The following is a 25,793-nucleotide window of genomic DNA, read 5'->3' as shown; positions in this document are numbered from 1 at the left end:
GCGCAGGGAAAGCCGGGTCAAAAAATGGAGGCCCAGCTTAGCATACCGGGGGACGCCTCAGGACTTGCCGTCCTGCTCGGGGAAGCGCAGCGGGTTGAGGCTCTTCTTCACCTCGCGAAGCTGCTCGGCGAGCTTGGGTCCCCGGGTCTTGGCCACGCCCACCGCGAGCACGTCGACCAATACCAGGTGGGCGATGCGCGAGCTCATGGGGGTGTAGATCTCGGTGTCCTCATGGACATCGATGTAGAGCGGCAGGGTGACCTCCTCGGCGAGCGGCGAGCCGCTGGGGCAGAGGCCGATCACCGTCGCCCCGGCCTCGCGCGCCAGGCGCACGCTGGCCACCAGCGCCCGGGTGCGGCCGGTCTGGGAGATGGCCACCACCACGTCGCCCTCCTTGAGGGTCACCGCCGACATGTTCTGCATGTGCGGGTCGGTGTAGGCGGCGGTGGAGATCTGCAGGCGGAAGAACTTGTGCTGGGCATCGGCGGCCACGGCTCCCGAGGCGCCGAAGCCGTAGAACTCCACGCGATTGGCCATGGCCAGGGCGTTGATGGCCTGGCTCAGCGCCTCGTTGTCGAGCCGGTCGCGCACCGACAGCAGGGTGCCCACGGTGGAGTCGAAGATGCTGTGGGAAAACTCCACCACCGAGTCGCTGTCGTTCATCGAGAACTGGGCGAACTGGCTGCCGGAGGCCAGCATCTGCGCCAGCTGCAGCTTGAAGTCCTGGAAGCCGTTGCAGCCCAGGGCACGGCAGAAGCGCACCACGGTGGGCTCGCTGACCTTGGCCTCGGTGGCCAGGTCGACGATGCGCATGTGGATCACTTCCTCGGGGTTGCGCAGCACGAAGCGCGCCACCTTCTGCTCGGAGCGGCGAAAGTGCTCCATGCGACGTCTCATCTCATCGAACAGGGCACGGCTCACGCGGGGGCTCCTTGCTGGCGAGCCGCCTCACGGCGAGGCGGCAAAACGATGGGCGGTGTCATGCTCACAGTATGCCCCAAGCCGAGGGTCGATGCGCACCCCAGGGGCAAGAAGGCTCGGCGACAGACGCGCCGCCCTGCGTTGACGGCGCGTTGTGCGTTTGCAGCATGCGCCGTCATCATTCTGTCAAGTGAGATATAGTAAGACATGCAGTGTCGCGCAGCGTCCTTGATGCCGGCACATTCACTGCAGAAAGGAGTGTCGATCATGCGTAATGTCGAACGGTTATCCTCCCTCAAGAGTGAACTCCTCGACATCTTCATGAGCATGGAAGTCGTCGAGCACGAGCAGCGGTCTCGCACCGCCGCCCAGCGCAACCTGCGCGCCCGCCGCGGCATCGAGCTGCACAACGAATTCAAGCGCCTGTCCCAGGAGATTGCCCCGCTCCCCGAGGAGGCGCTGGTGGAAGACGAGATGCACTGACCGCGAAGCGCGGTGCCTCTCCCCACATGCAACGAGCCCCGCAGGGCGGGGCTCGGAGGAGACGTGACGCGCCGGCGCGAGCCGGCGGTCAGGCTCAGAGGCTGGAGACGAACACCGCGATCACGCCGATGGGCGCGATGAAGCGGGAGATCACGGTCCACACCTTCGCGCCGGTCTCGCCGAGACCCAGCTCCCGACGCACGCCCTCACGATCCAGCACCCAGGCGACGAAGACGATCGCCAGCAGGCCGGTCAGCGGCAGCAGGAACTTGCTGGTCACCGTATCGAGCAGGTCGAAGATGTTCAGGCCGAAGATCAGCAAGTCACTCCAGACATTGAACGCCAGCAGCGCGGCGATGCCGAGCGCCCAGGTCGCCGCGCCGGCCACCAGGGTGGAGGCGAAGCGCGACAGCGGGGTGCGCTCCTCGACGAACTCCACCACCGGCTCGAGCAGCGAGATCGCCGAGGTCAGGGCCGCGAAGGTGAGCAGCAGGAAGAACATCAGGCTGAGGATGACGCCGCCGCCCATGTTGCCAAATGCCAGCGGCAGGGTGACGAAGATCAGTCCCGGGCCGGAGCTCAGATCCAGTCCGTTGGCGAAGACGATGGGGAAGATCGCCAGGCCGGAGACGAGCGCCACCAGGGTGTCGAGGATGATCACCGTGCGTGCGGTCTTGAGCAGGTTGATCTCCTCGTTCAGGTAGGAGCCGTAGGCCATCATGATGCCCATGCCCAGCGACAGCGTGAAGAAGGCCTGACCCATGGCCGCCAGGACCACGCCGCCGTCCACCTTCCCGAAGTCGGGGTTGAACATGAAGCTCAAGGCCTCGCCGAAGTAGCCGGTGGTCATGCCGTAGCCCACCAGCACCACCAGCAGCACGCCCAGTGCCGGCATCAGGCTACGCACGGCGCCCTCGAGACCCTTGGTCACGCCGCGGGCGACGATGCCGATCACCAGCAGCATGAACACGGAGTGTCCCACCAGCAACAGGCCGGGGCTCGCCAGCATGCCGCTGAACAGGGCACTGATGCCGTCGGCGTCCTGACCGCTGAAGGCCCCGGTGACGGAGCTCAGGGTGTAGTAGAGCGACCAGCCGCCGATCACGCTGTAGAAGGAGAGGATCAGGAAGGCCCCGAGGATGCCGCTGATGCCGACGATCATCCAGCCACGGGACGCCCCGGCCGACTTGGCCAGGTCGGCCATGGAGTTGGCCGGGTTCTTCTGGCCTCGACGGCCCACCAGCCACTCGGCCACCAGGATCGGCAGGCCGACCAGGCCGATACAGAGCAGATAGATGAGCACGAAGGCGGCACCGCCGCTGTCGCCCACCATGTAGGGGAACTTCCAGATATTACCCAGGCCGACGGCGGAGCCGGTGGCGGCGAGTATGAAGGTCAGTCGTGAAGACCAGTGTGCGTGTTGCTTGGTAGACATAAATCACCCTGATGGTACGTGTCGTCATCGATCGATCGGATGCAATGACGGCGTTGTGGTTGTAGTCGCCACGTCCACGTCATCCCGGATCACGGGATGCCGCTTTCAAGGGCATTACGGATGCCAGACAGGATCGCTGCCGGTACAACTTCCGCGGGACCTTCGCGAGGTGAGCCGCGGACACCTCCTGATGGATCACGACGAGGAATCACACGGGATACGTACGAAACCCCACAAGATCCGATGGCAAGTGACGATCGACCCGTAAAAGTATCCGATCAGACGCTTGTTGACCAGTCATCGGGGCAAAACCACCGGTGCCTTCCGGCACCCGTCAGGACGAATCAGAACAGCGAGGCCTGGGACGCGCCGGCGAAGGCCTCCAGGGGCGGAAGTGAAAGGCGCTCGGCGAGCCGCGCATGGAGACGTCGCGCGAGTTCGGGGGCCTGACGGTTATCCGGCGTATGCACAAGCAGAAAAGGGGTTTTCCCCTGTTTTATCCACAGACAGAGGCGCTCGACCCAGGGGGTGAAGGCGCGTTCGTTGAGGGCGTCGTCGAGGTGGCCGATGAAGCGCACCAACGGGAAGCTCCCCGTGGAAAGCACGTGTAATGGGAGTCGTGGCTTGTCGGCCTGGGCGCGAGCCAGGCCCGCATTGCCCTCGGGAGACGTGGCGAAGAGCGGTCGCACATCGAGCATCACCCGATCGGCCCCGTGAGTTATCAACAACCGGTTGAGGGCCGCCTCGGCGCTCCCCTTGTGGAAGAATTCCCGGTGACGGACCTCGACGGCACAGGGCAGGCCCGCCGGCCAGCGCTCGAGCAGCGCCTCGAGCCGGGGCAGCGCCTCGGGACCGACATCCCGAGGCAGCTGCACCATGGTCGGCCCGAGCCGGTCATGAAGCGGCGACAGCGCCTCGAAGAAGGCATCGAGGTCGGCTTCGATGCCTTCCAGGCGCTTCTCGTGGGTCAGGCTCGCCGGCAGCTTGAAGCAGAAGCGGAAGGAGGACGGCGCCTGACGCGCCCAGGCGGCCACCGTCGAGGGCCGCGGCGCCCCGCTGTAGAAGGTGGTGTTGCCCTCCACGGTGGAGAACACCCGGGCGTAGTCGGCCAGCCAGTCATCGCTGCCGCCGTGGGGCGGGTAGAGGCCGCCACGCCAGTCGGGATTGGCCCACATCGGCAGGCCCAGGTGGAGCGGCATGGGCATGATAGTGGGTCCAGAGAGTGAGAGCTCGCCACTCTAGTGCGCCGCCGCGATCGAGACAAGCCGTCCCCGGGCCTCCCAATGAATCCTGAGGAAGGTTCAGGAAGGCTGGACTAGACTCCCGAAGAGCTTGGGTAAGCTCAAACCGGACTGATCAAGATACCACTATCGCTACATACCCATATCGGGATGGAGGCAGAAATGGTTGGAATCAATCTCACGGGACGGCAGCCAAGCGCCTGGCGACCCACCTTGATCATCGCTGGCGGACTGCTGGTCGCCATGCCGATATGGGCCCAGGAGCAGGAGTCGACGCAGGAAACGGACGCCCAGAAACCCAATATCCTGGTGCTGTGGGGCGACGATATCGGCCAGTCGAATATCTCGGCCTACACCCACGGAATGATGGGCTACCAGACGCCGAACATCGATAGCATCGCCGACGAGGGCATGATGTTCACCGACTACTACGGCGAGCAGTCCTGTACCGCCGGCCGATCCTCCTTCATCACCGGCCAGAGCGTGTTCCGCACCGGCCTCTCCAAGGTCGGCATGCCCGGCGCCGAGGAAGGCATCAGCACCGAGGACCCGACCATCGCCGGGCTGCTCAAGGCCGAGGGCTATGCTACCGGCCAGTTCGGCAAGAATCACCTGGGCGACCGCGACGAGCACCTGCCCACCAACCACGGCTTCGACGAGTTCTTCGGCAATCTTTACCACCTCAACGCCGAGGAGGAACCCGAGCTCCCCGACTATCCCGGCGACATGGAACTGGCCGACGGCAGCACCTTCCGCGAGACCTTCGGCCCGCGCGGGGTCATCCGCTCCAGCGCCGACGGCGAGATCGAGGACACCGGTCCCCTGACCCGCAAGCGCATGGAGACCGTCGACGAGGAGACCTCGGCGGCGGCGCTGGACTTCATCGAGCGCAATACCGAGGCCGGGCAGCCCTGGTTCGTCTGGTGGAGCGCCACCCGGATGCACTTCCGCACCCACGTCAAGGACGAGATGCGCGGCGTATCGGGCCAGAACGAGTACGCCGACGGCATGGTCGAGCACGACATGCACGTCGGTCAGTTCCTCGACAAGCTCGACGAACTGGGCATCAGTGACAACACCATCGTCTTCTATTCCACCGACAACGGTCCGCACCTGAACACCTGGCCGGACGCCGGCATGACCCCCTTCCGTGGCGAGAAGAACACCAACTGGGAGGGCGGCTGGCGGGTGCCCGCCATGGTGCGCTGGCCGGGCCAGATCGAGGAGAGCAGCATCTCCAACGAGGTCGTTCACCACATGGACTGGCTGCCCACCTTCCTGGCCGCCGCCGGCAACGACGGCATCAAGCAGGACCTGCTCGACGGTGGCGTCCAGGCCATCGGCCGCGAGTACAACGTCCACCTGGACGGCTACAACATCCTGCCCCACCTGACCGGCGAGAGCGAGGAGGCCCCCCGTCGCGAGGTGTTCTACTTCTCCGACGACGGCGACCTGACCGCCCTGCGCTACGACGACTGGAAGATCGTCTTCATGGAACAGCGCGCCGAGGGCACCCTGAAAGTCTGGGCCAACCCCTTCACCCCGCTGCGCACACCGCTGATCTTCAACCTGCGCCGCGACCCCTACGAACGCGCCCAGATCACCTCCAACACCTACTACGACTGGGTGCTGGACCATGCCTTCATGCTGGTGCCCGCCCAACGCTTCGTGCAGAACTTCCTGGCGACCTTCCAGGAGTTCCCGCCGCGCATGGAGGCGGCGAGCTTCAGCCTCGACAAGGTACTGGAAACCCTGCAGGACCCGCCTCAGTGAGGCAGTGAGTCAGCCCTCGACAGCAGCATGGCCGCCCCCGAGGCGGCCATGCACCGCAAAAGGGATTTCGTCATGAATACCTTCCTGAAGGGACTGGCCGTCATGGGGCTGGGCCTCCCCCTGGCCATGGCCGACCCGCTGCCCTCCTGGCAGCCCGGCGACGCCAGGGCCGCCATCATCGACTTCGTCGAAGCCACCACCGACCCCGCCTCGAGCGACTTCGTGCCCGGCCCGGCGCGCATCGCGGTGTTCGACAACGACGGCACCCTGTGGAGTGAGCAGCCCGCCTACTTCCAGCTGCTGTTCGCCCTCGATCGACTCTCGACGCTGGCCGAGGAAGATCCTGCCCTCCTCACCAGCGACGCCCTGAAGGCCGCCGCCGAGGGGGACCTGCCCGGCGTCATGGCCGGTGGCATGGAGGGCCTGGAGGAGGTGATCGCCGCTTCCCACGCCGGCCTCTCCGTCGAGGCCTTCCAGGCCGAGGTGCGCGACTGGCTGGACGAGGCCCGCCACCCGGCCACCGGCCTCGCCTACACCGACATGGTCTATCAGCCGATGCTCGAGCTACTGCGCTACCTGCGTGACGAGGGCTACGCCACCTACATCGTCTCGGGCGGCGGGCTGCACTTCCTCCGCGCCTTCGCCGAGCAGGCCTACGGGATTCCCCCGCAGCAGGTGATCGGCAGCACCGGCCATGCCAGCTACCAGGACGTCGATGACGCGCCGACGATCCTCAAGGAGGCCGGCATCGCCTTCGTCGACGACGGCCCGGGCAAGCCCGTCGCCATCGACACACGCATCGGCCGGCGCCCGATCTTCGCCGCCGGGAATTCCGACGGCGACTTCGAGATGCTGGCCTGGACCACCGCCGGCGAGGGCCCGCGCTTCGGCCTGCTGGTCCATCACACCGACGGCGAACGGGAGTATGCCTACGACCGCGACAGCCACATCGGCGGCCTGGCACGCGGCCTGGACGAGGCCGACGAGCGCGGCTGGCGGCTCGTCGACATGGCCGCCGACTGGCGGCGCATCTACCCGGAGGCGCCATGACGGTTCGCGATGACATCACCGCCCTGGAGGCCGCCATCGGCGAGTCGATCATCGGCCAGCGCGAGGTCATCCGCCGCCTGCTGATCGGCCTGCTGGCCAACGGCAACCTGCTCGTCGAGGGCCTGCCCGGCCTGGCCAAGACCCGTGCCATCAAGGCCCTGTCGCGTCACCTCGAGGCCGACTTCAGCCGCATCCAGTTCACCCCGGACCTGCTGCCCGCCGACGTGACCGGCAGCGAGATCTACCATCAGGAGGGCGGCGAGGCGAGCTTCCGCTTCAGCCCGGGCCCGCTATTCGCCAACCTGGTGCTCGCCGACGAGATCAACCGCGCCCCGGCCAAGGTGCAGTCCGCCCTGCTCGAGGCGATGGAGGAACGCCAGGTGACGGTGGCCGGCACCACCCATCGCATGCCGCCGTTGTTCATGGTCATGGCCACCCAGAACCCCATCGAGCAGGAGGGCACCTACCCGCTGCCGGAGGCCCAGATGGATCGCTTCCTGATGCATGTGTTGATCACCTACCCCTCGGTGGAGGAGGAAGTCGAGGTGATCCGCCTGGTGCGCGGCGAGGAGACCGAGGCCCTGGCGGACACGCCCGCCACCACGCCGGTGAAGGTCCGCCAGGAGGCGATCTTCGCCGCCCGCCGCGAGATCGCCGCCCTGCATGTCGCCGAGCCCATGGAGCGCTACATGGCGGACCTGGTCGCGGCCACCCGGCATCCCGGCAAGCTCTCCGAGGACCTGGGCCGCTGGATCGAGCTCGGCGCCAGCCCGCGCGCCTCCCTGGCCCTCGACCGCTGCGGTCGCACCCATGCCTGGCTGGCCGGACGCGACTACGTCGACCCCGAGGACGTCCAGGCCATCGCCCACGACGTGCTGCGCCACCGCATCGGATTGAGCTTCGAGGCCCAGGGCGAGGGCATCGGCGCCGACGAGGCCCTCGACGCCCTGCTGCGCTGCGTGGCCCTGCCCTGAGGGACGCCGCCATGAGGTCACTTCGCGCTCGCCTGCGGGCCGGCTCTCCCCCCGCGGTTGCGTCCCCCTCGGGCGAGGACCCTCGCCTGCATCTGGATCTCGCCCACCTCCAGGCACTCGAGCCCCATGGCGCCGCGTTGCGGCTGCTGCCGCGCCAGCCATCACGCAGCGTGCTCAACGGCCGCCACGCCTCGCGCCTGCGTGGCCGCGGCCTGGACTTCGCCGAGCTGCGCGGCTACCTGCCCGGCGACGACGTGCGCACCCTCGACTGGCGGGTCACCGCGCGCACCGGCGCGCCCCACGTGCGCGTCTATACCGAGGAGCGCGACCGTCCGGCGCTGGTGGTGGTGGACCAGCGAATGTCGATGTTCTTCGGTTCGCGCCACGCCATGAAGTCGGTCACCGCCGCCGAGGCCGCCGCCCTGGCCGCCTTCGCAGTGCTCGCCCAGGGCGATCGCGTCGGCGGCGTGATCGTCGAGGACGAACGGCTCAGCGAGTTTCGCCCGCGTCGCCAGCGCCCCCAGCTGATTCGCCTGCTGCGCTGCCTCGCCGAGGCCAACGCCGCCCTGCATGCCGAAGCCATGACGGCATCTCCCACCTCGATGGATGCGGTGCTGGCCTCGGTGGCGCACTTGGCCCGCCGCGACCACCTGATCCTGCTGATCAGCGACTTCGACGTCATCGGCCCGCGCACGGAAACCCTGCTCGGCGGCCTGTCGCGGCACAACGACCTGGTGCTGATGCCGGTCAGCGACCCGCTGAGCGAGGCGCTGCCCGACGATCTGCGGCGGGTGGCCTCCGACGGCCATCGCCAGGCCACCCTGGACACCGCCGAGCGCCCGGTCCGCGAGGCCCTGGAGGACGTCAGCGCGCGGCGCCGCCAGATCCTGACCGACTGGCAGCGCCGCTATGGCCTGGCACTGGCGCCGCTGTCGGCCGGCGAGCCGACGCTGCCCCAGCTGCGCCGCCTGCTGGGACTCGGCCGGCGCGCCGCGGGAGGTGGCCATGGCCGCTGAGTCCACGCCGGTGACCCTGGCCCAGCTGATCGACCGGCTCTCCCCCGCCCCGGCACCTCCCCCGGTACCCTGGCTGCCCCAGACCTGGGGCTGGGCGCTGCTCGCCGGACTGATCCTGGCCATGCTCGCCGGGTGGGCATGGCGTGCCCGGCGGCGCCATCGCGCCAACGCCTACCGCCGCCGCGCGCTGGCCGAGCTGGCCGCCAGCGATCAGCGCATCGAGTCGCTGGCCGAGATCCTGCGCCGCACGGCGCTGGCGGCCTTCCCCCGCGAGCGGGTGGCCGGGCTCCACGGCGACGCCTGGCGGCACTTCCTCGATGCCCACTATCCGGGCGAGGGCTTCAGCGGGCCGCTCGGCGCGGCCCTGGTGCGGGGCCCCTATCGCGGTGGGCCGGCGCCCCCCGAGCTCAGCGTCCTGGTCGCCGAGTGGATTCGCCGGCATCGCACCGATGGGGACGAGGACCGGCGGGAGGCGGCCACGTGATCGAGCTCGCCACGCCCCTCGCCCTGCTGCTGCTGCCCCTGCCACTGCTGGTGAGCCGGCTGCTGCCGCCCCACCGTGAACGCCTGACCGCCATGCGCCTGCCGTTTTTCCAGCAGTTGATCGAGGCCGCCGGGGTCGGCGCCGGCGCCGGCGCGGTGGTGCCCCCTCGCAGCCGGCTGACGCTGGCCGGCGGCTGGCTGGTCTGGGCGCTGATCGTGCTCGCCCTGGCCCGTCCCGAGCATGTCGGCGAGCCGATCGTCGAGCAGCGTGCCGCCCGGGATCTGATCCTGGCGGTCGATATCTCCGGCTCCATGAACGAGAAGGACTTTCCCGCCGAGGACGGCACCCCGATACAGCGCCTGGCCGGCGTCAAGGCGGTGATCGCCGACTTCCTGGACGGGCGCGAGGGCGAACGCCTGGCGCTGATCGTGTTCGGCAGCCGCGCCTTCGTCCAGGCACCGCTCACCGAAGACCTCGAGACCCTCCAGGCGCTGCTGGCCCAGACGGAGGTCGGCATGGCCGGCCCGCATACCGCCCTGGGCGATGCCATCGGCCTGTCGATCCGCCAGTTCGAGGCCAGCGAGATCGACCAGCGGCTGCTGATCCTGCTCAGCGACGGCAGCGACACCGGCAGCCGCATGAGCCCGCTCAACGCCGCGCAGATCGCCGCCGATCGCGGGGTGCGCATCGTCACCATCGCCGTGGGCGACCCCGGGGGCAGCGGCGAGAATCGCGTCGACCTGGCCACCCTGGAGGCCATCGCCCAGCGTACCGAAGGCGGCTTCTTCACCGCCGCCGACCAGCGGGCGCTGGACGCCGTCTACGACCAGGTCGATGAACTCGCCCCGCGCGAGACCGAACGCCTGAGCTATCGCCAGCGGCGCGCCCTGGTCCAGTGGCCGATGGGCTCGGCGGTGCTGCTGGGGCTCGCCATGCTGGGGGCGAACGCCCTGGGCGCACGGCGGGGGGACCACTCATGAGCGCCTGGCGGGAGGCCCTCGACGCCCTGCACCTGCTGCGCCCGGCCTGGTGTGCGCTGCTGCCGGTCATCCTGGTCGGCTGGTGGTGGCTGCGCCGGCGCCGGGCGCCCGACACCGGCGCCTCGCGGCACATCGCGCCCCACCTGGAGCGGGCGCTGAGGGTCGGCGCCGACGGCCGTCGGCGCCTGATGCCGGTGGACACCCTCGCCCTGACGCTGGTGCTGCTGACCCTGGGCGCCGCCGGCCCCACCTGGAGCCGAATACCCAACCCGCTGGTGACCCAGACCGCACCCCTGGTGGTGGTGCTCGAGGTGAACAGCGGCATGCAGGCCAAGGACGTGCCGCCCAGCCGCCTGGCGCGGGCCAAGCACAAGATCCGCGACCTGCTCGAGACGCGCGCCGGCGCCGACACGGCGCTGATAGCCTACGCCGGCACCGCGCATCGGGTGGTGCCCCTGACCGACGATCCAGGGCTGATCCGTCCCTATCTCGAGGGCCTCTCTCCCGAGATCATGCCGGAGCCCGGCGACAACGCCACCGACGCCCTGGCCCTGGCCGAGGAGCTGCTGGCCCGGCAATCGGTCCCGGGCGCCATGCTCTTCGTCGGCGACGGCCTGGACGCCAAGGACCGGCCGGCCTTTACCGACCGCCAGGGCGATGCCGACCTCGCCTTCCTGGTCATGGCACCGGCGGGCATGGCCACCCCGGGCATCGACGCGGTGCCGGACGCCAAACGGGTGCGGGTCGGCGCCGACGATAGCGACATCCAGCGCCTCGAGCGGGTCCTCGCCGCCGCCTACCGCCGCGCCCTGCTCGACGACGACAGCCTGGCCTGGGAGGATCGCGGCTGGTGGCTGGCCTGGCCCGCCGCCCTGCTGGCCCTGCTGGGGTTCCGCCGCGGCTGGTCGATTCGCTGGCAGCTGGTGCTGGTCGTCGGGCTGGCCGGGCTGCAGCCGCTCCCGGCCCGGGCGGGGCCCCTGGCGGATGCCTTCCTGACCCCGGACCAACAGGGCCGCTGGTGGGTCGAACGCGGCGACTACGCCCGGGCCGCGGAACACTTCATCGACCCCGCCTGGCAGGGCTATGCCCTCTACCGCGACGGCCAGTACGCGCAAGCCGCCGAGATGCTCGACCGGCTGGACACCGCCGATGCCGCCTTCACCCGGGGGCTCGCGCTGATCCGGAACCGCCAGTACCGTCCCGCCGTCGCCGCCTTCGAGCAGGTCCTCGCGCGGGATCCGGACTATCCCGACGGCGAGCGCCACCTGGCCCTGGCGAAAGAGATCCTGGCTCACGTGGAGGAGGCCCGCGACCAGTCGGATACCGGCGAGGATCGCGGCATCGGGGCCGACGAGGTGGTCTTCGACAACGAGGCCGACCGCGGCGAGCGCACCGAGCAAGTGGCCGAGGACGGCGACGGCCTGGTCAGCGCCGAGCAGTGGATGTCGACCCTGGACACCCGCACCGAGGACTACCTGCGCCAGCGTTTCGCCGTGGAAGCCCGGGAGGCGAGCCCATGAGCGCCATGCACGCCCGGCTCGCCCTCCTGCTGCTGCTCGCCACGGCCAGTCCGGCCGGGGCCGAGGAGGGCCCCCGGGTATCGGTCTCGCTGACCCCCGAGACCCTGGCCCCGGGCGAGACCGCCGTGCTGCGCTATCGCGTGCTGGTGCCGACCTGGATGCCGGACCCGGTGACCTTTCCCTCCCTGGACCGGCCCGGCCTGCGCGTCACCCTGCCCGAGCGCGGCACCGTGCCGACCAGCGAGCGCATCGACGGCGCGACCTGGTCCGGCATCACCCGGGCCTACCGACTGACCCCGCTGGCCCCGGGCGACTACGCCCTGGGCGGCGAGCCCCTCGAGGTGAGCTATGCCGACCCGGACGGGCAGGCCCCGATCACCCGGGAGGTGACGCCGCAGGCCCCGGTGCTGAGCGTCACGCTGCCCGCCGCCGCCGAGGGGCTCGAGCCCTATGTCGCCGCGGGGTCGATCACCCTCGAGCAGCACCTCGAGGTGGTAGCGGCAGGCCAGGCGGGGAAGGAGGGTAAAGCCGGGGGCGAAGCGGAGGACGACGCTGACAACGGCGGCAAGGCCGAGGGCACCGAGCGGGACGCGCCCCTTGTCCTGTCACCCGGCGATAGCCTGACGCGCATCGTCACCGCCACCGTCGAGGGCGGCACCGTGATGCTGCTGCCGACGCTGATCCCGTCCGAGGCCCCGGCGGGGCTGGGCGCCTACCCCGAGACGCCCAGCGTCACCGAGCGCGACGACGGGGGCGTCCGGGAGGAGCGCGTGGCCTACGTGGCCGAGGGGGGGGTGGACGGCGAGTTGCCTGCCATCCACCTGCGCTGGCTGGATCTCGACGCTCGCGAGATTGCCGAGAGTCGTCTTCCCGCCGTGGCGGTCGAGGCCGAAGGCCCCGCCCCGGCCGGCAGTGAGGCGCGTCGGCTGACGACATGGCTGGCCCCGATCGCCGGCCTCGCCGTGCTGTCCGTCCTGGCCTGGGCACTGAGGCATCGCTGGCCCCTCTGGCGAGAGGCGCTGCGCCAGCGGAACGAACGCTCGGGACGGGCGGCGCTGGCGCGCCTGCGCCGCGCCGTCGCCGCCCGGGATCTCGCCGCGACCCGGACGGCCTGGGGTGAGGTCGGCGCACGCTGCCCGGCCCTGGCCGAGCCACATCGCGAGGCCATCGAGGCGGCCCTGCTGGAACTGGGCCGGTCGCGTTTCGGACCGAAGGAGGGAGACGACAACGCGGCCTGGCGACGCCTGTCCCACGCCCTGCCCCGGCATGTCGCCCTCTCCGGCAGGCGCTCGCCATCGGCCCTGCCGCCACTCAACCCGCTCTGAGCCGGCCAGGCGACGAGGGCCGCGCGGCGGCCCTCGGGATCACTCCACGGTCACGGACTTGGCGAGGTTGCGCGGCTGATCGACGTCGGTGCCCTTGAGCACCGCCACGTGATAGCTGAGCAGCTGCAGCGGCACGGTGTAGAGGATCGGCGCCAGCGCCTCGTGCACCCCGGGCAGGTGCAGCAGATGCACGCCCTCCTCCTCGGCCAGCCCCACCCCCTCGTCGGCGAAGACGAACAGCTCGCCGCCGCGGGCCCGCACCTCCTGGAGGTTGGACTTGAGCTTGTCGAGCAGCTCATCGTTGGGCGCCACCGAGATGACCGGCATCTCGCTGTCGACCAGCGCCAGGGGCCCGTGCTTGAGCTCACCCGCCGGATAGGCCTCGGCGTGGATGTAGGAGATCTCCTTGAGCTTCAGCGCCCCCTCCAGGGCGATGGGGAAGTGGGCCCCGCGCCCCAGGAAGAGCGCGTGGTGCTTCTCGGCGAAGGCCGTGGCGAGGGCCTCGATGGCCGGGTCCAGCGCCAGCACCCGCGCCACCAGGCCCGGCAGGCCGCGCAGCGCCTCGACCAGGCTCGCCTGCTCGGAGGCCGCGAGGCCCCGCACTCGGCCAAGTGCCAGGGTCAGCAGCATCAACGCGGTGAGCTGGGTGGTGAAGGCCTTGGTGGAGGCCACCCCGATCTCGGGGCCGGCGCGGGTCATCAGGGTCAGGTCCGACTCGCGCACCAGCGAGCTGCCCGGCACGTTGCAGATCGCCAGGCTGCCCAGGTAGCCGCGATCCTTGGCGAAGCGCAGTGCCGCCAGGGTGTCGGCGGTCTCGCCGGACTGGGAGAGCGTCACGAATAGCGTGTCCTCGGGGACCACCACCTGGCGATAGCGGTACTCCGAGGCGACTTCCACCTGCACCGGGACCCCGGTGTAGCGCTCCAGCCAGTAGCGAGCCACCATGCCCGCGTGATAGCTGGTGCCGCAGGCCACGATATGGATCTGCTTGACCCGGCCGAACAGCGCCTCGGCCTCGGGACCGAAGCTCTCCACCAGCGCCGAGCGCTCGCCCAGGCGTCCCTCGAGGGCGGCGGCGATCACCGTCGGCTGCTCGTGGATCTCCTTGAGCATGAAGTGGCGATAGTCGCCCTTGCTGGCCGCCCCGTCGCCGTGCTCGAAGGTGCGCACCTCGCGCTCGACCACGTACCCATCGGCATCGACCACCTCGATCACCCCGCCCCGGGAGAGGCGCACCGCGTCGCCCTCCTGCAGGTAGAGGAAGCGGTCGGTGACCTGAAGCAGCGCCAGCGGATCGGAGGCGAGGAAGGCCTCGTCGATGCCCACGCCCACCACCAGCGGGCTGCCCTTGCGGGCGCCGATGATCACGTCGGGCTCTTCGGCATGGATCACGCCCAGGGCGTAGGCCCCGTCGAGATGCGCCAGTACCCCCTGCACCGCGGTGAGCAGGTCGCCCTCGCGGCGGCTCTCGCGCTCCAGCAGGTGGGCGATCACCTCGGTATCGGTCTCGGAGGTGAAGGCGTAGCCCTCGGCCTCGAGTTCCCGGCGCAGGACCTCATGGTTCTCGATGATGCCGTTGTGCACCACCGCCAGGCGCTCGCCGGACTGGTGGGGGTGGGCGTTCGCCTCGCTGGGGCGACCGTGGGTCGCCCAGCGGGTATGGGCGATGCCGCTGCGCCCCAGCAGCGGCCCGGCGACCAGGCGCTCCTCCAGGGCGGCCACCTTGCCCAGCGCCCGCTGGCGCTGCAGGCGCCCCTCGGGCGAGCGCACCGTCATCCCGGCCGAGTCATAGCCGCGGTACTCCAGGCGCTTCAAGCCCTCCAGCAGGATGCCCTGGACATTGCGCTCGGCAACGGCGCCGACGATTCCACACATGTGATCTCTCCTCAGGGTTCCTGACGCTTGGTCGGCCGCGGCCAATCGGGCTTGCTGATCTGGCGGCCGCGGGTGACCGCCAGGGCGTTATCGGGCACGTCCTTGGCGATGGTCGAGCCGGCCCCCACGGTGGCGCCCCGGCCGACGATCACCGGCGCCACCAGGGCGGTGTTGGAGCCGATGAAGGCCCCGTCGTCGATCTCGGTATGGTGCTTGTTGGCGCCATCGTAGTTGCAGGTGATGGTACCGGCGCCGACGTTGACGTCGCGCCCCAGCCGGGCATCGCCAACATAGCTCAGGTGGTTGATCTTGCTGCCCTCGCCCACCTCGGCGTTCTTGGTCTCGACGAAGTTGCCGACCCGGGCGCCGACCGCCAGGCGTGAGCCGGGGCGCAGCCGGGCGAAGGGCCCGACACGGTTGTGACCGGCCACCACGGCGCCCTCGAGGACGCTATGGGCCTCGATCACCGACTCGGCGCCGACGTGGCTGTCGCGGATCACGCAGTGCGGGCCGATGCGCACCCCCTCGCCGAGCTCGACGTCGCCCTCGAAGACACAGCCCACGTCGATCTGGACGTCATGGCCGCAGGTCAGGCGCCCGCGGACGTCGAGCCGCGCCGGGTCGGCGAGCGCCACGCCCTGCTCCATCAGCCGCTCGGCGATGTCATGCTGGAGGGCACGCTCCAGGCGGGCCATCTGGGCGCGGTTGTTGACGCCCTCGACCTCCTGGGGACGCGCCGGCTGGGCAGTGGCGATTCCCACGCCCTCGGCGGCGGCCATGGCGATGACGTCGGTGAGGTAATACTCGCCCTGGGCGTTATCGGCGGAGAGGCTCGGCAGCCAGCGGCGCAGCTGCGCCGCGGTCATGGCCATGATGCCGGTGTTGCACTCGCGCACGGCCCGCTCGGCCTCGGAGGCATCCTTGTGCTCGACGATCGCCACCACGTCGCCGGCCTCGTTGCGCAGGATGCGCCCGTAGCCGGTGGGGTCGTCGAGGGTGACGGTGAGCAGGCCCAGGTGCTGCTCGTCGACGTGCGCCAGCAGTTCCACCAGCGTCTCGCGGCGGATCAGCGGCACGTCGCCGTAGAGCACCAGCACCTTGCCCTCGCCGAGGCCATCCAGGGCCTGGGCCACGGCATGGCCGGTCCCCTTCTGCTCGGCCTGCAGGGCGAAGCGCACGCGGCTCTCGGTCGGCATCTCGGCCAGCGCCTCGCGCACGTGCTCGGCACCATGGCCGACCACCACGTGGGTGCGCTCGGCCGCGAGCCCCTCGGCGGTATCGATCACGTGTCGCACCATCGGCTTGCCGGCCAGGCGGTGCAGCACCTTGGGCAGGGTCGAGCGCATCCGGGTTCCCTGCCCGGCTGCCAGTATCACCACGTCGAGCGTCATCATGACTCCTTGTCCGGATCCAACTGATGGGTTCTATTCTAGGGGGCGGGCGGGCTCATCCGCCATGTCGGCCGACGGGCCGTCGACCACCGTCACGCCCAGTTCATCGATCGCCTCGCGCCCGAAGCGTTCCGCGAAGGCCGGGCTCGCCAGGCTGATCCACCCCTCGTCCTGGCGCACCAGCATCAGCACGGCGAGCCCTCGCTCCCGGGCCAGCGCCATGCCGTCCTCCTCGCCCAGCACCAGCAGCGCGGTGGCCCAGGCGTCGGCCCAGGCATCGGAGGGGTGCACGACCGTCGCCGAGGCCAGGCGATGCTCGATGGGCCGGCCGGTGCGGGGGTCCAGGGTATGGGAGTAGCGCTGTCCGTCTTCCTCGAAGTAGTTGCGGTAGTCACCCGAGGTGGCCACCGCGATGCCCTCCAGGGCCAGCACGTGGCGGGCCTCGGGGCGGCCGTCTCGAGGCACCTCGATGCCGATCCGCCAGGGGGCCGACTCGGCGTCGCGGTGGCCGCTCACCTTGATCTCGCCGCCCAGGTTGACCAGGTAGTGGTCGAGCCCCTGGCGGTCGAGATAGCCGGCCACACGATCGGTGGCGTGCCCCTTGGCCACCCCGGAGAGATCGACGAAGACGTCGCGCAGGCGTCGCGCCTGGCGGGCGTCGGCGTCGACCTCCAGGCTGTCGGGCCCGACCTCGGCCAGTCGCTCGGCCAGGGCGGCGTCATTCGGCACCTCCCGGGGTCGCGCCTCGGGGCCGAAGCTCCACAGGTTGACCAGGTCGCCGATGGTCATGTCGAAGGCCCCGCCACTGGCCTCGGCCACCGATTGGCCGATGGCCAGCACCTCGATCAGGTGGTCGGAGAGCGGCTGCCACTTCCCCAGCGGGGCGCGGTTGAAGGCCATCAGCTCGGAGTCGTCGCGCCAGGTGGACATGGCGGCATCCACCGACTCGAGCTCGGCGAGAAAGCCGGCCTCGAGCTCGTTGGCCTCGCCCTGGGTCAGGGGGTCGGCGATGCTCACCTGGTAGAAGGTGCCGAAGATGTCGCCCTCGAGGGTCACCGGGGACTCCAGCGGGCGGTCACGCTCGGAACAGCCCGACAGCAGCAGGCCGATCAGCAGGGACAACAGGAGCGAACGCAGGTGTGTCATGTCAGGCGCCTCCGAAGAGCCAGAGCAGCGCGACACCCAGCACGAGGCGGTAGACCACGAAGGGCTGCATGCCGATCCGCTTGATGAAGACCAGGAAGAAGTGGATGCACAGGTAGGCGCTGATCCCCGAGAGCAGCGCCCCCATGATCAGGGCACCCCAGTCCACCGGGACGGCGGCGCCGGCGAGATGGAGGATCTCCAGCCCCCCGGCGAGCACGATCACCGGGATCGAGAGCAGGAAGGAGAAGCGTGCCGCCCCCTCGCGATTCAGGCCCAGCAGCAGGCCGGCGGTCATGGTGATGCCGGAACGCGAGGTCCCCGGGATCAGCGCCAGCGCCTGGGCCAGCCCGATCCACAGGGCATCGCGCCAGGTCAGGCGGTACTCGTTGCGGGTGCCGCGACGCCGCCAGTCGGCGTAGGCCAGCAGCAGTCCGAAGCCGATCAGGCCCCCGGCGATGACCAGCGGCGAGCGCATGATCCCCTGGATGGCATCCTCGAAGGCCAGCCCCGCGAGCCCGACGGGAATGGTGGCCAGGATCACCCACCAGGCCAGGCGCGCCTCGTCGTCGGTGCCGCGTCCCGCCACGCTGCGACACCAGCTGGTGGTCATGCCGACCAGTTCGTGGCGGAAGTAGAGCACCACCGCGCTCAGGCTGCCGATGTGCAGGGCGACATCGAAGACCAGGCCCTGGTCGTCCCAGTCGGTGAAGACCGGGACCAGGATCAGGTGGGCGGAGCTGGAGATCGGCAGGAACTCGGTCAATCCCTGAACGATGGAGAGGACGAAGATCTGTAGCCAGTCCATGGAACGGTCCGTGTAGAGGGGAAGATGACAAGGCAGAGGGCCCCAGAGGATACACCGCTGCGGCCCGCCTGTCCGCCGCCGGCGGCTCAGGACGTCGACAGGATGGCGGTGGCGAAGCCGAAGTAGATCACCACGCCCGAGGCGTCGATCAGGGTCGTCACCAGCGGCGCCGAGGCGGTGGCCGGGTCCCAGCCCAGGCGGTCGAGCACGAAGGGCAGGCACATGCCGAGCAGGCTGCCGAACAGCACGATGGCGATCATGCTCACCGCCACCACCAGGGCCACCGCCTCGCCGGCGCGGAGCATCCCGATCGGCGCCACCGCCAGCGCCATGGTCAGCCCCAGGGCCCCCGCCACCAGCAGCTCGCGGCCGAACAGCTTGCCCCAGTCCTTGATGCCCACGTCCCCGGTGGCCATGCCGCGTACCGTCAGGGTGGCCGCCTGGGCGCCGGCGTTGCCGCCGCTGCCGATCAGCAGCGGCAGGAAGAAGACCAGCGCCACCTGGGCGGCGATGGTCTCCTCGAAGTAGGCGATGCCCGCCCCGGAGAAGAGATTGCCGAACACCAGCAGCACCAGCCAGAACACCCGCTTGCGATACAGGCTCCACAGCGGCACCCGGCGCACGCCCCCCTCCAGGGCGCCGATCGACATCCCCTTGTGGATATCTTCGGTGGCCTCGGACTCCACCACGTCCAGGGCATCGTCGTGGGTGACGATGCCGATCAGGCGCCGCTCGGCGTCGACCACTGGCAGTGCCAGCAGGTCGTAGCGGGCGACGATCCGTGCGACCTCCTCCTGGGGTACGTCGACCCGGGTGTGGATAACTTCATGGATCATCAGGTCGTCGACCCGGGCCCCGGGGCGCGCCACCATCAGCTGGCGCAGCGACAGGGTGCCGGCGAGGCGACCGTCGGGATCGACGATATAGAGCTGGTAGACCGTCTCGGCATCCGGCGCGGTCTGGCGCACCCGCATCATCGCCCGGGACACCGTCAGGCCGGTGGGGATCGCCACGTAGTCCGAGGTCATCAGCGCCCCGGCGGTGCCCTCCGCGTAGCTCGCCAGGCGCTTGAGCGCCTCGCGCTCCTGGCGGGCCATGCGTCGCAGCAGGGCCTCGCGGCGATCGTCGCCCAGGGTCTTGTAAAGGTCGGCCCGCTCGTCGGCGCCCATCTCCTCGAGGATCGCCAGCAGCAGCTCGTCGTCCAGCGCCTCGGTGATCGCCAGCTGCTCGTCGCCCGGCAGGTGGCCGAGCACGCTGGCTCGCCGCTCCAGCGGCAGCCGCGAGAAGAGCGCCAGGGCCTGGGGCAGGTCCTGATCGTCCTCGACCAGGGTCTCGAGGATCTCGGCGATATCGGCGGAGCGCAGCTCCGGCAACAGGCCCTGCAGGCACGCGTCATCGCCCTCCAGGGCGGAAAGCAGCGTCGCCTTGTGCGTCTGCAGGGATTCGCTCAGTGACATGCAGGGCCTCCCGACGGCGAGGGCGGCCCGGGGACCGGCGAAAAGAAAAGGGTGGCGCCTCGAGGGCCCGGAAACGACGACGCCCCCCGGACAGGATCCGGGGGGCGTCGAGGTCGAGACACGAGCCGGGCGCTAGCCGCGGCCGGCCTTGCGACGCACCTGCTGGATGGTACGCAGCTGCGCCATGGCTTCGGCCAGCTCCGCGGTGGCACGACTGTAGTCGAGCTCCGCGGACTTGTCGCTCATGGCCTTCAGCGCCTGCTGACGGGCCTCTTCGGCGGCGGCCTCGTCGAGGTCGTCGGCGCGCACGGCGGTATCCGCCAGCACCGTGACCACGTTGGGCTGCACCTCGAGGAAACCGCCCGAGACGTAGAAGTGATCTTCCTCACCTCCGCCATGGACGATCCGTACCGGACCCGGCGCCAGCTCGGTGAGCAGCGGCGTGTGCCCGGCCAGGATCCCCAGATCCCCCATGGCACCGGCCGCCACGACCTGCTCGGCGGACCCGGAGTAGATCGACGCCTCGGCGCTGACGATCTCGCACTTGAAGCTTTTCGTCATGATGACGTCTCCCAGGTGGAGGGATTACTTCATCTGGTTGGCTTTCTCGACGGCCTCGTCGATGGTGCCGACCATGTAGAAGGCCTGCTCGGGCAGCTCGTCATACTCGCCGTCGAGGATACCCTGGAAGCCGCGGATGGTGTCCTTCAGGGACACGTACTTGCCGGGCGCCCCGGTGAAGACCTCGGCCACGAAGAACGGCTGCGACAGGAAGCGCTGGATCTTACGCGCCCGGGAGACGGCCAGCTTGTCCTCGTCGGACAGCTCGTCCATGCCCAGGATGGCGATGATGTCCTTGAGCTCCTTGTAGCGCTGCAGCACGCCCTGCACACCACGAGCGGTACCGTAGTGCTCGTCGCCCACGACCAGCGGGTCGAGCTGGCGCGAAGTGGAGTCCAGCGGATCGATGGCCGGATAGATACCCAGCTCGGCGATCGAACGCGCCAGTACCACGGTCGCATCCAGGTGCGAGAAGGTGGTCGCCGGAGACGGGTCGGTCAGGTCATCCGCGGGCACGTAGACGGCCTGCACGGAGGTGATCGAGCCATCCTTGGTGGAGGTGATACGCTCCTGCAGGACGCCCATCTCCTCGGCCAGGGTCGGCTGGTAGCCCACCGCGGAGGGCATACGGCCCAGCAGTGCCGAGACCTCGGTACCGGCCAGGGTGTAGCGGTAGATGTTGTCGACGAACAGCAGCACGTCGCGGCCTTCATCGCGGAACTTCTCGGCGATGGTCAGGCCGGTCAGGGCCACACGCAGGCGGTTGCCAGGCGGCTCGTTCATCTGACCGTAGACCAGCGACACCTTGTCGATGACGTTGGATTCGGTCATCTCGTGATAGAAGTCGTTACCCTCACGAGTCCGCTCGCCCACGCCGGCAAACACGGAGTAACCGCTGTGCTCGGTGGCGATGTTGCGGATCAGCTCCATCATGTTGACGGTCTTGCCGACGCCGGCGCCGCCGAACAGGCCGACCTTGCCGCCCTTGGCGAACGGGCACACCAGGTCGATGACCTTGATGCCGGTCTCCAGCAGCTCGCTGGAGGCCGCCTGGTCGGCGTAACCCGGCGCCTTGCGGTGGATCGGCATGCGCTCTTCTTCGCCGATCTCACCCGCCTCGTCGATGGGCTCGCCCAGCACGTTCATGATGCGGCCCAGGGTCTCCTTGCCGACCGGCACGGAGATGGGGGCACCGGTGCCGACCACTTCCAGGCCACGCTTGAGGCCTTCGGTGGTGCCCATGGCGATGGTGCGCACCACGCCGTCACCCAGCTGCTGCTGGGTCTCGAGAACGGTCCCGGTGTCCGAGACATTCAGCGCGTCGTAGACCTTGGGCACATCGTCCCGCGGAAACTCTACGTCAATCACCGCGCCGATGATTTGTACGATACGTCCGCTCATCTTGGTTCCTCTCAAATACCTGCAAATGAAACCTGCTTGCCGGGAGGGCCGTGCCCTCCCCGACGCTAAACGGCGGCGGCGCCACCGACGATCTCGGAGATTTCCTGGGTAATGGCCGCCTGACGGGCCTTGTTGTACACCAGCTCCAGGTCGTCGATCAGATTGCCGGCGTTGTCGGTGGCGCTCTTCATGGCGATCATCCGAGCGGCCTGCTCGCACGCCACGTTCTCGACCACCGCCTGATAGACCTGCGCCTCGACGAAACGCACGAGCAGGCTATCCAGCAGCGCCTTGGCATCCGGCTCATACAGGTAGTCCCAGCTACCGGGACGCTTGTTTTCTTCGGTGGACGCTTCCGTCCCCATCTCGGCCGACAGGGGCAACAGCTGACGCACCACCGGCTTCTGGGTCATGGTGTTGACGAACTCGTTGAACACCACGTAGAGGCGGTCCAGCTGACCCTCGTCGTACGCATCCAGCATGACCTTCACGCTGCCGATCAGGTCCTCCGGATCCGGCGCCTCACCGAGGCCGCTCTTGGCCGCGACGAGGCTGCCGCCGAACTTGCGGAAGAAGCCGGTGGCCTTGCTGCCCAGGGCACAGAAGTCGAGTTCCGCGCCCTGTTCACGCTGGGCCTTGGCATCCTTCACCACGGACTTGAACAGGTTGACGTTGAGGCCACCGCACAGTCCGCGGTCGGAGGAGACCACGATGTAGCCGACCCGCTTGACCTCGCGCTCTTCCATCCACGGATGCTTGTACTCCGGGTTGGCATCGGCGACGTGGCCCACGACGTTGCGGATCTGCTTGGCATAGGGCTGGCTGGCCTTCATCCGGTCCTGTGCCTTGCGCATCTTCGACGCAGCCACCATTTCCATGGCGCTGGTGATCTTCTGCGTGTTCTTGATGCTCCCGATCTGGGTGCGAATCTCTTTTGCAGCTGCCATAGCGATCTACCTTATCGTTCGTGGCCCTCAGAAAGCTCCAGGGCCCGCCCCGGAGGAGCGGGCCGTCGGCATTACCAGCTCTGAGTGGCCTTGAACTTCTCGAGACCGGCCTTGAGGCCCGACTTGATCTCGTCGCTGTAGTCGCCGGTCTGGTTGATCGTCTCGAGCAGATCGGCGTGCTCGGACTTCATGTAGTCCTGCAGCGCGCGCTCGAAGTCCAGCACCTTGTTGACCTCGACGTCCTCCAGATGCCCCTCGTTGGCGGCATACAGGGAGACGGCCATCTCGGCCACGGACATCGGCGCATACTGAGACTGCTTCATCAGCTCGGTGACGCGCTGACCGTGCTCGAGCTGCTTGCGTGTGGCCTCGTCCAGGTCGGAGGCGAACTGGGCGAAGGCCGCCAGTTCGCGGTACTGGGCGAGGGCCAGACGCACGCTGCCGCCGAGCTTCTTGATGATCTTGGTCTGGGCCGAGCCGCCGACACGAGACACCGAGAGACCGGCGTTGATGGCCGGACGGATGCCCGAGTTGAACAGGTCGGTCTCGAGGAAGATCTGACCGTCGGTGATCGAGATCACGTTGGTCGGAACGAACGCGGAGACGTCGCCACCCTGGGTCTCGATGATCGGCAGCGCCGTCAGTGAGCCGGTCTTGCCCTTCACCTCGCCGTTGGTGAACTTCTCGACATAGTCGGCGTTCACGCGAGCGGCACGCTCGAGCAGGCGGGAGTGGAGGTAGAAGACGTCACCCGGGAAGGCTTCGCGGCCCGGCGGACGACGCAGCAGCAGGGAGACCTGGCGATAGGCCACGGCCTGCTTGGAGAGATCGTCATAGACGATCAGGGCGTCTTCACCGCGATCGCGGAAGTACTCGCCCATGGTGCAGCCGGAGTAGGCGGCGAGGAACTGCATCGGGGCCGGATCGGCAGCGCCGGCGGCGACCACGATGGTGTGTTCCATGGCGCCGTGCTCTTCGAGCTTGCGCACCACGTTGGCGATGGTCGACTGCTTCTGACCGATGGCCACGTAGACGCAGGTCACGCCGGTGCCTTTCTGGTTGATGATCGCATCGATGGCGATGGCGGACTTACCGATCTGGCGGTCGCCGATGATCAGCTCACGCTGACCGCGACCGATCGGCACCATGGCGTCGATGGACTTGAAACCGGTCTGGATCGGCTCGTCGACGGACTGACGGGTGATGACGCCGGGGGCGACCTTTTCCACCGCGTCGGTCATCTTGGTGTTGAGATCACCCTTGCCGTCGATGGGGTTACCCAGGGCGTCGACCACGCGGCCGGCGAGCTCCGGCCCCACCGGCACCTCGAGGATGCGCCCGGTGCACTGGGCGGTCATGCCCTCTTCGAGCTGCAGGTAGTCGCCCAGCACCACGGCGCCGACGTTGTCGCGCTCGAGGTTCAGCGTCATGCCGTAGACGCCGCCGGGGAACTCGATCATCTCGCCGAACATCGCGTCGGCCAGGCCGTGGATCTGCACGATACCGTCAGACACGCTGACGATGGTGCCCTGATTACGGGCTTCGGATGCGACATCCAGCTTTTCGATACGCTGCTTGATGATGTCGCTGATCTCGGAAGGATTCAGTTGCTGCATGCCATGTCCCTCAGACTCAGGCGGAAAGGGCCTCGTGGAGGCGGTTCAGTCGACCGCGTACCGAGCCGTCGATGACGGTGTCGCCGGCACGCAGGATGACGCCTCCCAGGAGGGTGGAATCCACCTGAGTGGTAATGGAGATTTCGCGGTTCAGACGCTTGGCCAGTGCACTCGCGAGCTTGTCCTGTTGCGCATCGTCCAGCGGGAAGGCGGAGACGATGTTCACGTCCATGCGCTTCTCCTGCTGGGCCTTGAGCATGGTGAACTGCTCGACGATCGCCGGCAGGGCCGCCAGGCGGCCCTTCTGGCCCACCAGGCGCAGGAAGTTGCGGACGGCGTCGCTCACGGCGTCGCCACAGACGTCGACGACCACATCGGCCTTCTGGGTGCTCGAGAGCTGCGGGTTGCCGAGCACGTGGCGCTGCATGTCGTCGTCTTCGACGACACGCGCCGCGGTCTCGAGCATCACGGCCCAGTCATCCAGTGCCTGCTGCTCAACGGCGTGCTCGAAGGCCGCCTTGGCGTAGGGTCGTGCGACGGTAGACGTTTCCGCCATGGGTCACCTCCTCAAAGCTCGTTGGCGAGTTCGTCGACGAGCTTCGCGTGCTTCTTCTCGTCGATGGAGGATTCCAGGATCCGCTCCGCACCCACGATGGCGAGTCGCGACACCTGCACCCGCAGGTCTTCCTTCGCGCGATTCACTTCCTGGTCGATCTCGGACTTGGCCTGAGCGATCATCCGCTCGCCTTCCTGGCGCGCCTGGTCACGCGCTTCCTCGATCATCTGGCTGGACCGCTTGTGGGCCTGCTCCAGAATCTCGGCGGCCTGCTCCTTGCTCTCGCGCAGCGTCTCGCTGGCCTGCTCTTCGGCCAGCTCCAGGTCACGCGAGGCGCGGCTGGCCGCGTCCAGGCCGTCGGCGATCTTCTTCTGACGCTCATGGAGCGCGTTGCTGATCGGCGGCCACACAAACTTAATGCAAAATCCGACGAAGATCGCGAAGGCGATCATCTGTCCGATTAGCGTCATGTTGATATTCACAGGGACGTACCTCTGACAGATTCGTGGCGTCCGGAAACAAGCAAACCGAGCGCGGTGCGCCCGGTATGCCAAACGTTAACCGGCGACGACGAAGATCAGGTACATCGCGATGCCGACGCCGATCATGGGCACGGCGTCCAGCAGGCCTGCCATCAGGAAGGTCTTGGTCTGCAGCTGGTCACCCAGCTCCGGCTGGCGAGCGGTGGTTTCGAGCAGCTTGCCACCCAGCAGGGCGAAGCCGATGCCGGTGCCCAGTGCGCCCAGGCCGATCATGAGGGAGGCAGCAATGTAGACGAGTTCCATGGTGATGCTCCTATCGAGTTTACGTTTAGGTTCAAGGGTTTAGCGGGTGTT

At 68.7% G+C, this 25,793-nt stretch carries 24 protein-coding genes; 9 read left to right on the top strand and 15 right to left on the bottom strand.

All coding sequences use genetic code 11. The annotated features are described in order from the left end of the window. Positions 1-57: 57 nt before the first annotated feature. Positions 58-921: a transcriptional regulator HexR gene (gene hexR, locus ACGTNG_RS07560; protein WP_089851195.1), complete on the bottom strand. Its 864-nt coding sequence runs from the start codon at positions 919-921 to the stop codon at positions 58-60. A 267-nt stretch (positions 922-1,188) separates the two neighbouring features. Between hexR and ACGTNG_RS07555 the strand changes: the two genes are divergently transcribed. Then, positions 1,189-1,404, top strand: coding sequence for a PA3496 family putative envelope integrity protein (locus ACGTNG_RS07555; protein WP_394576402.1), 216 nt, complete (start codon positions 1,189-1,191; stop codon positions 1,402-1,404). Positions 1,405-1,498: 94 nt separating this feature from the next. Here the strand turns inward: ACGTNG_RS07555 and ACGTNG_RS07550 are convergent, their stop codons facing one another. Further along, positions 1,499-2,839 (bottom strand): sodium-dependent transporter, encoded by a 1,341-nt coding sequence (locus ACGTNG_RS07550; RefSeq protein ID WP_394576400.1) that lies wholly within the window; start codon positions 2,837-2,839, stop codon positions 1,499-1,501. Between the two features lie 344 nt (positions 2,840-3,183). Then, the gene (locus ACGTNG_RS07545; protein ID WP_394576398.1) at positions 3,184-4,044 is read right to left on the bottom strand and encodes a DUF72 domain-containing protein; all 861 of its coding nucleotides are present in this window, start codon (positions 4,042-4,044) and stop codon (positions 3,184-3,186) included. A 249-nt stretch (positions 4,045-4,293) separates the two neighbouring features. Between ACGTNG_RS07545 and ACGTNG_RS07540 the strand changes: the two genes are divergently transcribed. The 8 genes from ACGTNG_RS07540 (at position 4,294) to ACGTNG_RS07505 (ending at position 13,202) form a co-directional block, all read left to right on the top strand. Further along, the gene (locus tag ACGTNG_RS07540; RefSeq protein ID WP_394576397.1) at positions 4,294-5,853 is read left to right on the top strand and encodes an arylsulfatase; all 1,560 of its coding nucleotides are present in this window, start codon (positions 4,294-4,296) and stop codon (positions 5,851-5,853) included. Positions 5,854-5,925: 72 nt separating this feature from the next. Continuing rightward, entirely contained in the window at positions 5,926-6,903 is a 978-nt protein-coding gene (locus ACGTNG_RS07535; RefSeq protein WP_394576396.1) for an HAD family hydrolase, read from the top strand. Beyond that, positions 6,900-7,877 (top strand): AAA family ATPase, encoded by a 978-nt coding sequence (locus tag ACGTNG_RS07530; protein ID WP_394576395.1) that lies wholly within the window; start codon positions 6,900-6,902, stop codon positions 7,875-7,877. The genes ACGTNG_RS07535 and ACGTNG_RS07530 overlap by 4 nt, the downstream gene beginning before the upstream one ends. An 11-nt stretch (positions 7,878-7,888) precedes the next feature. Continuing rightward, positions 7,889-8,893: a DUF58 domain-containing protein gene (locus ACGTNG_RS07525; protein WP_394576394.1), complete on the top strand. Its 1,005-nt coding sequence runs from the start codon at positions 7,889-7,891 to the stop codon at positions 8,891-8,893. After that, positions 8,883-9,377 carry a DUF4381 domain-containing protein gene (locus tag ACGTNG_RS07520; RefSeq protein ID WP_394576393.1) on the top strand — a complete coding sequence of 165 codons (495 nt, stop codon included), beginning with the start codon at positions 8,883-8,885 and terminating at the stop codon, positions 9,375-9,377. The genes ACGTNG_RS07525 and ACGTNG_RS07520 overlap by 11 nt, the downstream gene beginning before the upstream one ends. Then, positions 9,374-10,357, top strand: a complete 984-nt coding sequence (locus ACGTNG_RS07515) for a VWA domain-containing protein (RefSeq protein ID WP_394576392.1) — start codon at positions 9,374-9,376, stop codon at positions 10,355-10,357. Before ACGTNG_RS07520 ends, ACGTNG_RS07515 begins: the two co-directional genes overlap by 4 nt. After that, on the top strand, positions 10,354-11,877 hold the full coding sequence (locus ACGTNG_RS07510; RefSeq protein ID WP_394576391.1) for a VWA domain-containing protein: 1,524 nt from the start codon (positions 10,354-10,356) through the stop codon (positions 11,875-11,877). The genes ACGTNG_RS07515 and ACGTNG_RS07510 overlap by 4 nt, the downstream gene beginning before the upstream one ends. Continuing rightward, the gene (locus tag ACGTNG_RS07505; RefSeq protein WP_394576390.1) at positions 11,874-13,202 is read left to right on the top strand and encodes a hypothetical protein; all 1,329 of its coding nucleotides are present in this window, start codon (positions 11,874-11,876) and stop codon (positions 13,200-13,202) included. Before ACGTNG_RS07510 ends, ACGTNG_RS07505 begins: the two co-directional genes overlap by 4 nt. A 39-nt stretch (positions 13,203-13,241) precedes the next feature. Here the strand turns inward: ACGTNG_RS07505 and glmS are convergent, their stop codons facing one another. From glmS to atpE, 12 genes are all read right to left on the bottom strand, one after another. Next, positions 13,242-15,077 carry a glutamine--fructose-6-phosphate transaminase (isomerizing) gene (gene glmS / locus ACGTNG_RS07500; protein ID WP_394576389.1) on the bottom strand — a complete coding sequence of 612 codons (1,836 nt, stop codon included), beginning with the start codon at positions 15,075-15,077 and terminating at the stop codon, positions 13,242-13,244. 11 nt (positions 15,078-15,088) lie between these two features. Further along, a complete protein-coding gene (gene glmU / locus ACGTNG_RS07495) occupies positions 15,089-16,468 on the bottom strand; it encodes a bifunctional UDP-N-acetylglucosamine diphosphorylase/glucosamine-1-phosphate N-acetyltransferase GlmU (protein ID WP_394576716.1) in 1,380 nt (459 codons plus the stop codon). 33 nt (positions 16,469-16,501) lie between these two features. Then, a complete protein-coding gene (locus ACGTNG_RS07490) occupies positions 16,502-17,614 on the bottom strand; it encodes an FAD:protein FMN transferase (RefSeq protein ID WP_394576388.1) in 1,113 nt (370 codons plus the stop codon). A gap of 1 nt (position 17,615) precedes the next feature. Further along, positions 17,616-18,419, bottom strand: a complete 804-nt coding sequence (locus ACGTNG_RS07485; protein WP_394576387.1) for an undecaprenyl-diphosphate phosphatase — start codon at positions 18,417-18,419, stop codon at positions 17,616-17,618. Between the two features lie 86 nt (positions 18,420-18,505). Then, positions 18,506-19,876 (bottom strand): magnesium transporter, encoded by a 1,371-nt coding sequence (gene mgtE / locus ACGTNG_RS07480; RefSeq protein ID WP_394576386.1) that lies wholly within the window; start codon positions 19,874-19,876, stop codon positions 18,506-18,508. Between the two features lie 132 nt (positions 19,877-20,008). Then, positions 20,009-20,437 carry a F0F1 ATP synthase subunit epsilon gene (locus ACGTNG_RS07475; protein ID WP_394576385.1) on the bottom strand — a complete coding sequence of 143 codons (429 nt, stop codon included), beginning with the start codon at positions 20,435-20,437 and terminating at the stop codon, positions 20,009-20,011. 24 nt (positions 20,438-20,461) lie between these two features. Next, positions 20,462-21,838 (bottom strand): F0F1 ATP synthase subunit beta, encoded by a 1,377-nt coding sequence (gene atpD / locus ACGTNG_RS07470; RefSeq protein ID WP_394576384.1) that lies wholly within the window; start codon positions 21,836-21,838, stop codon positions 20,462-20,464. Positions 21,839-21,903: 65 nt separating this feature from the next. Continuing rightward, the gene (gene atpG / locus ACGTNG_RS07465) at positions 21,904-22,785 is read right to left on the bottom strand and encodes a F0F1 ATP synthase subunit gamma (protein WP_394576383.1); all 882 of its coding nucleotides are present in this window, start codon (positions 22,783-22,785) and stop codon (positions 21,904-21,906) included. Between the two features lie 71 nt (positions 22,786-22,856). Next, a complete protein-coding gene (gene atpA, locus ACGTNG_RS07460) occupies positions 22,857-24,401 on the bottom strand; it encodes a F0F1 ATP synthase subunit alpha (protein WP_394576382.1) in 1,545 nt (514 codons plus the stop codon). A gap of 16 nt (positions 24,402-24,417) precedes the next feature. Further along, positions 24,418-24,957: a F0F1 ATP synthase subunit delta gene (locus ACGTNG_RS07455; protein ID WP_394576381.1), complete on the bottom strand. Its 540-nt coding sequence runs from the start codon at positions 24,955-24,957 to the stop codon at positions 24,418-24,420. 11 nt (positions 24,958-24,968) lie between these two features. Continuing rightward, positions 24,969-25,439 carry a F0F1 ATP synthase subunit B gene (locus tag ACGTNG_RS07450; protein ID WP_108446207.1) on the bottom strand — a complete coding sequence of 157 codons (471 nt, stop codon included), beginning with the start codon at positions 25,437-25,439 and terminating at the stop codon, positions 24,969-24,971. Positions 25,440-25,514: 75 nt separating this feature from the next. Continuing rightward, positions 25,515-25,742, bottom strand: a complete 228-nt coding sequence (gene atpE, locus ACGTNG_RS07445) for a F0F1 ATP synthase subunit C (RefSeq protein ID WP_089849248.1) — start codon at positions 25,740-25,742, stop codon at positions 25,515-25,517. Positions 25,743-25,793 lie beyond the last annotated feature (51 nt).

It is taken from the genome of Halomonas sp. B23F22_3 (assembly GCF_043496965.1).
Classification (GTDB): Bacteria; Pseudomonadota; Gammaproteobacteria; order Pseudomonadales; family Halomonadaceae; genus Halomonas.
Note: the sequence above shows the minus strand (reverse complement) of the source record. Positions and strands in the feature narration are given on the sequence as shown.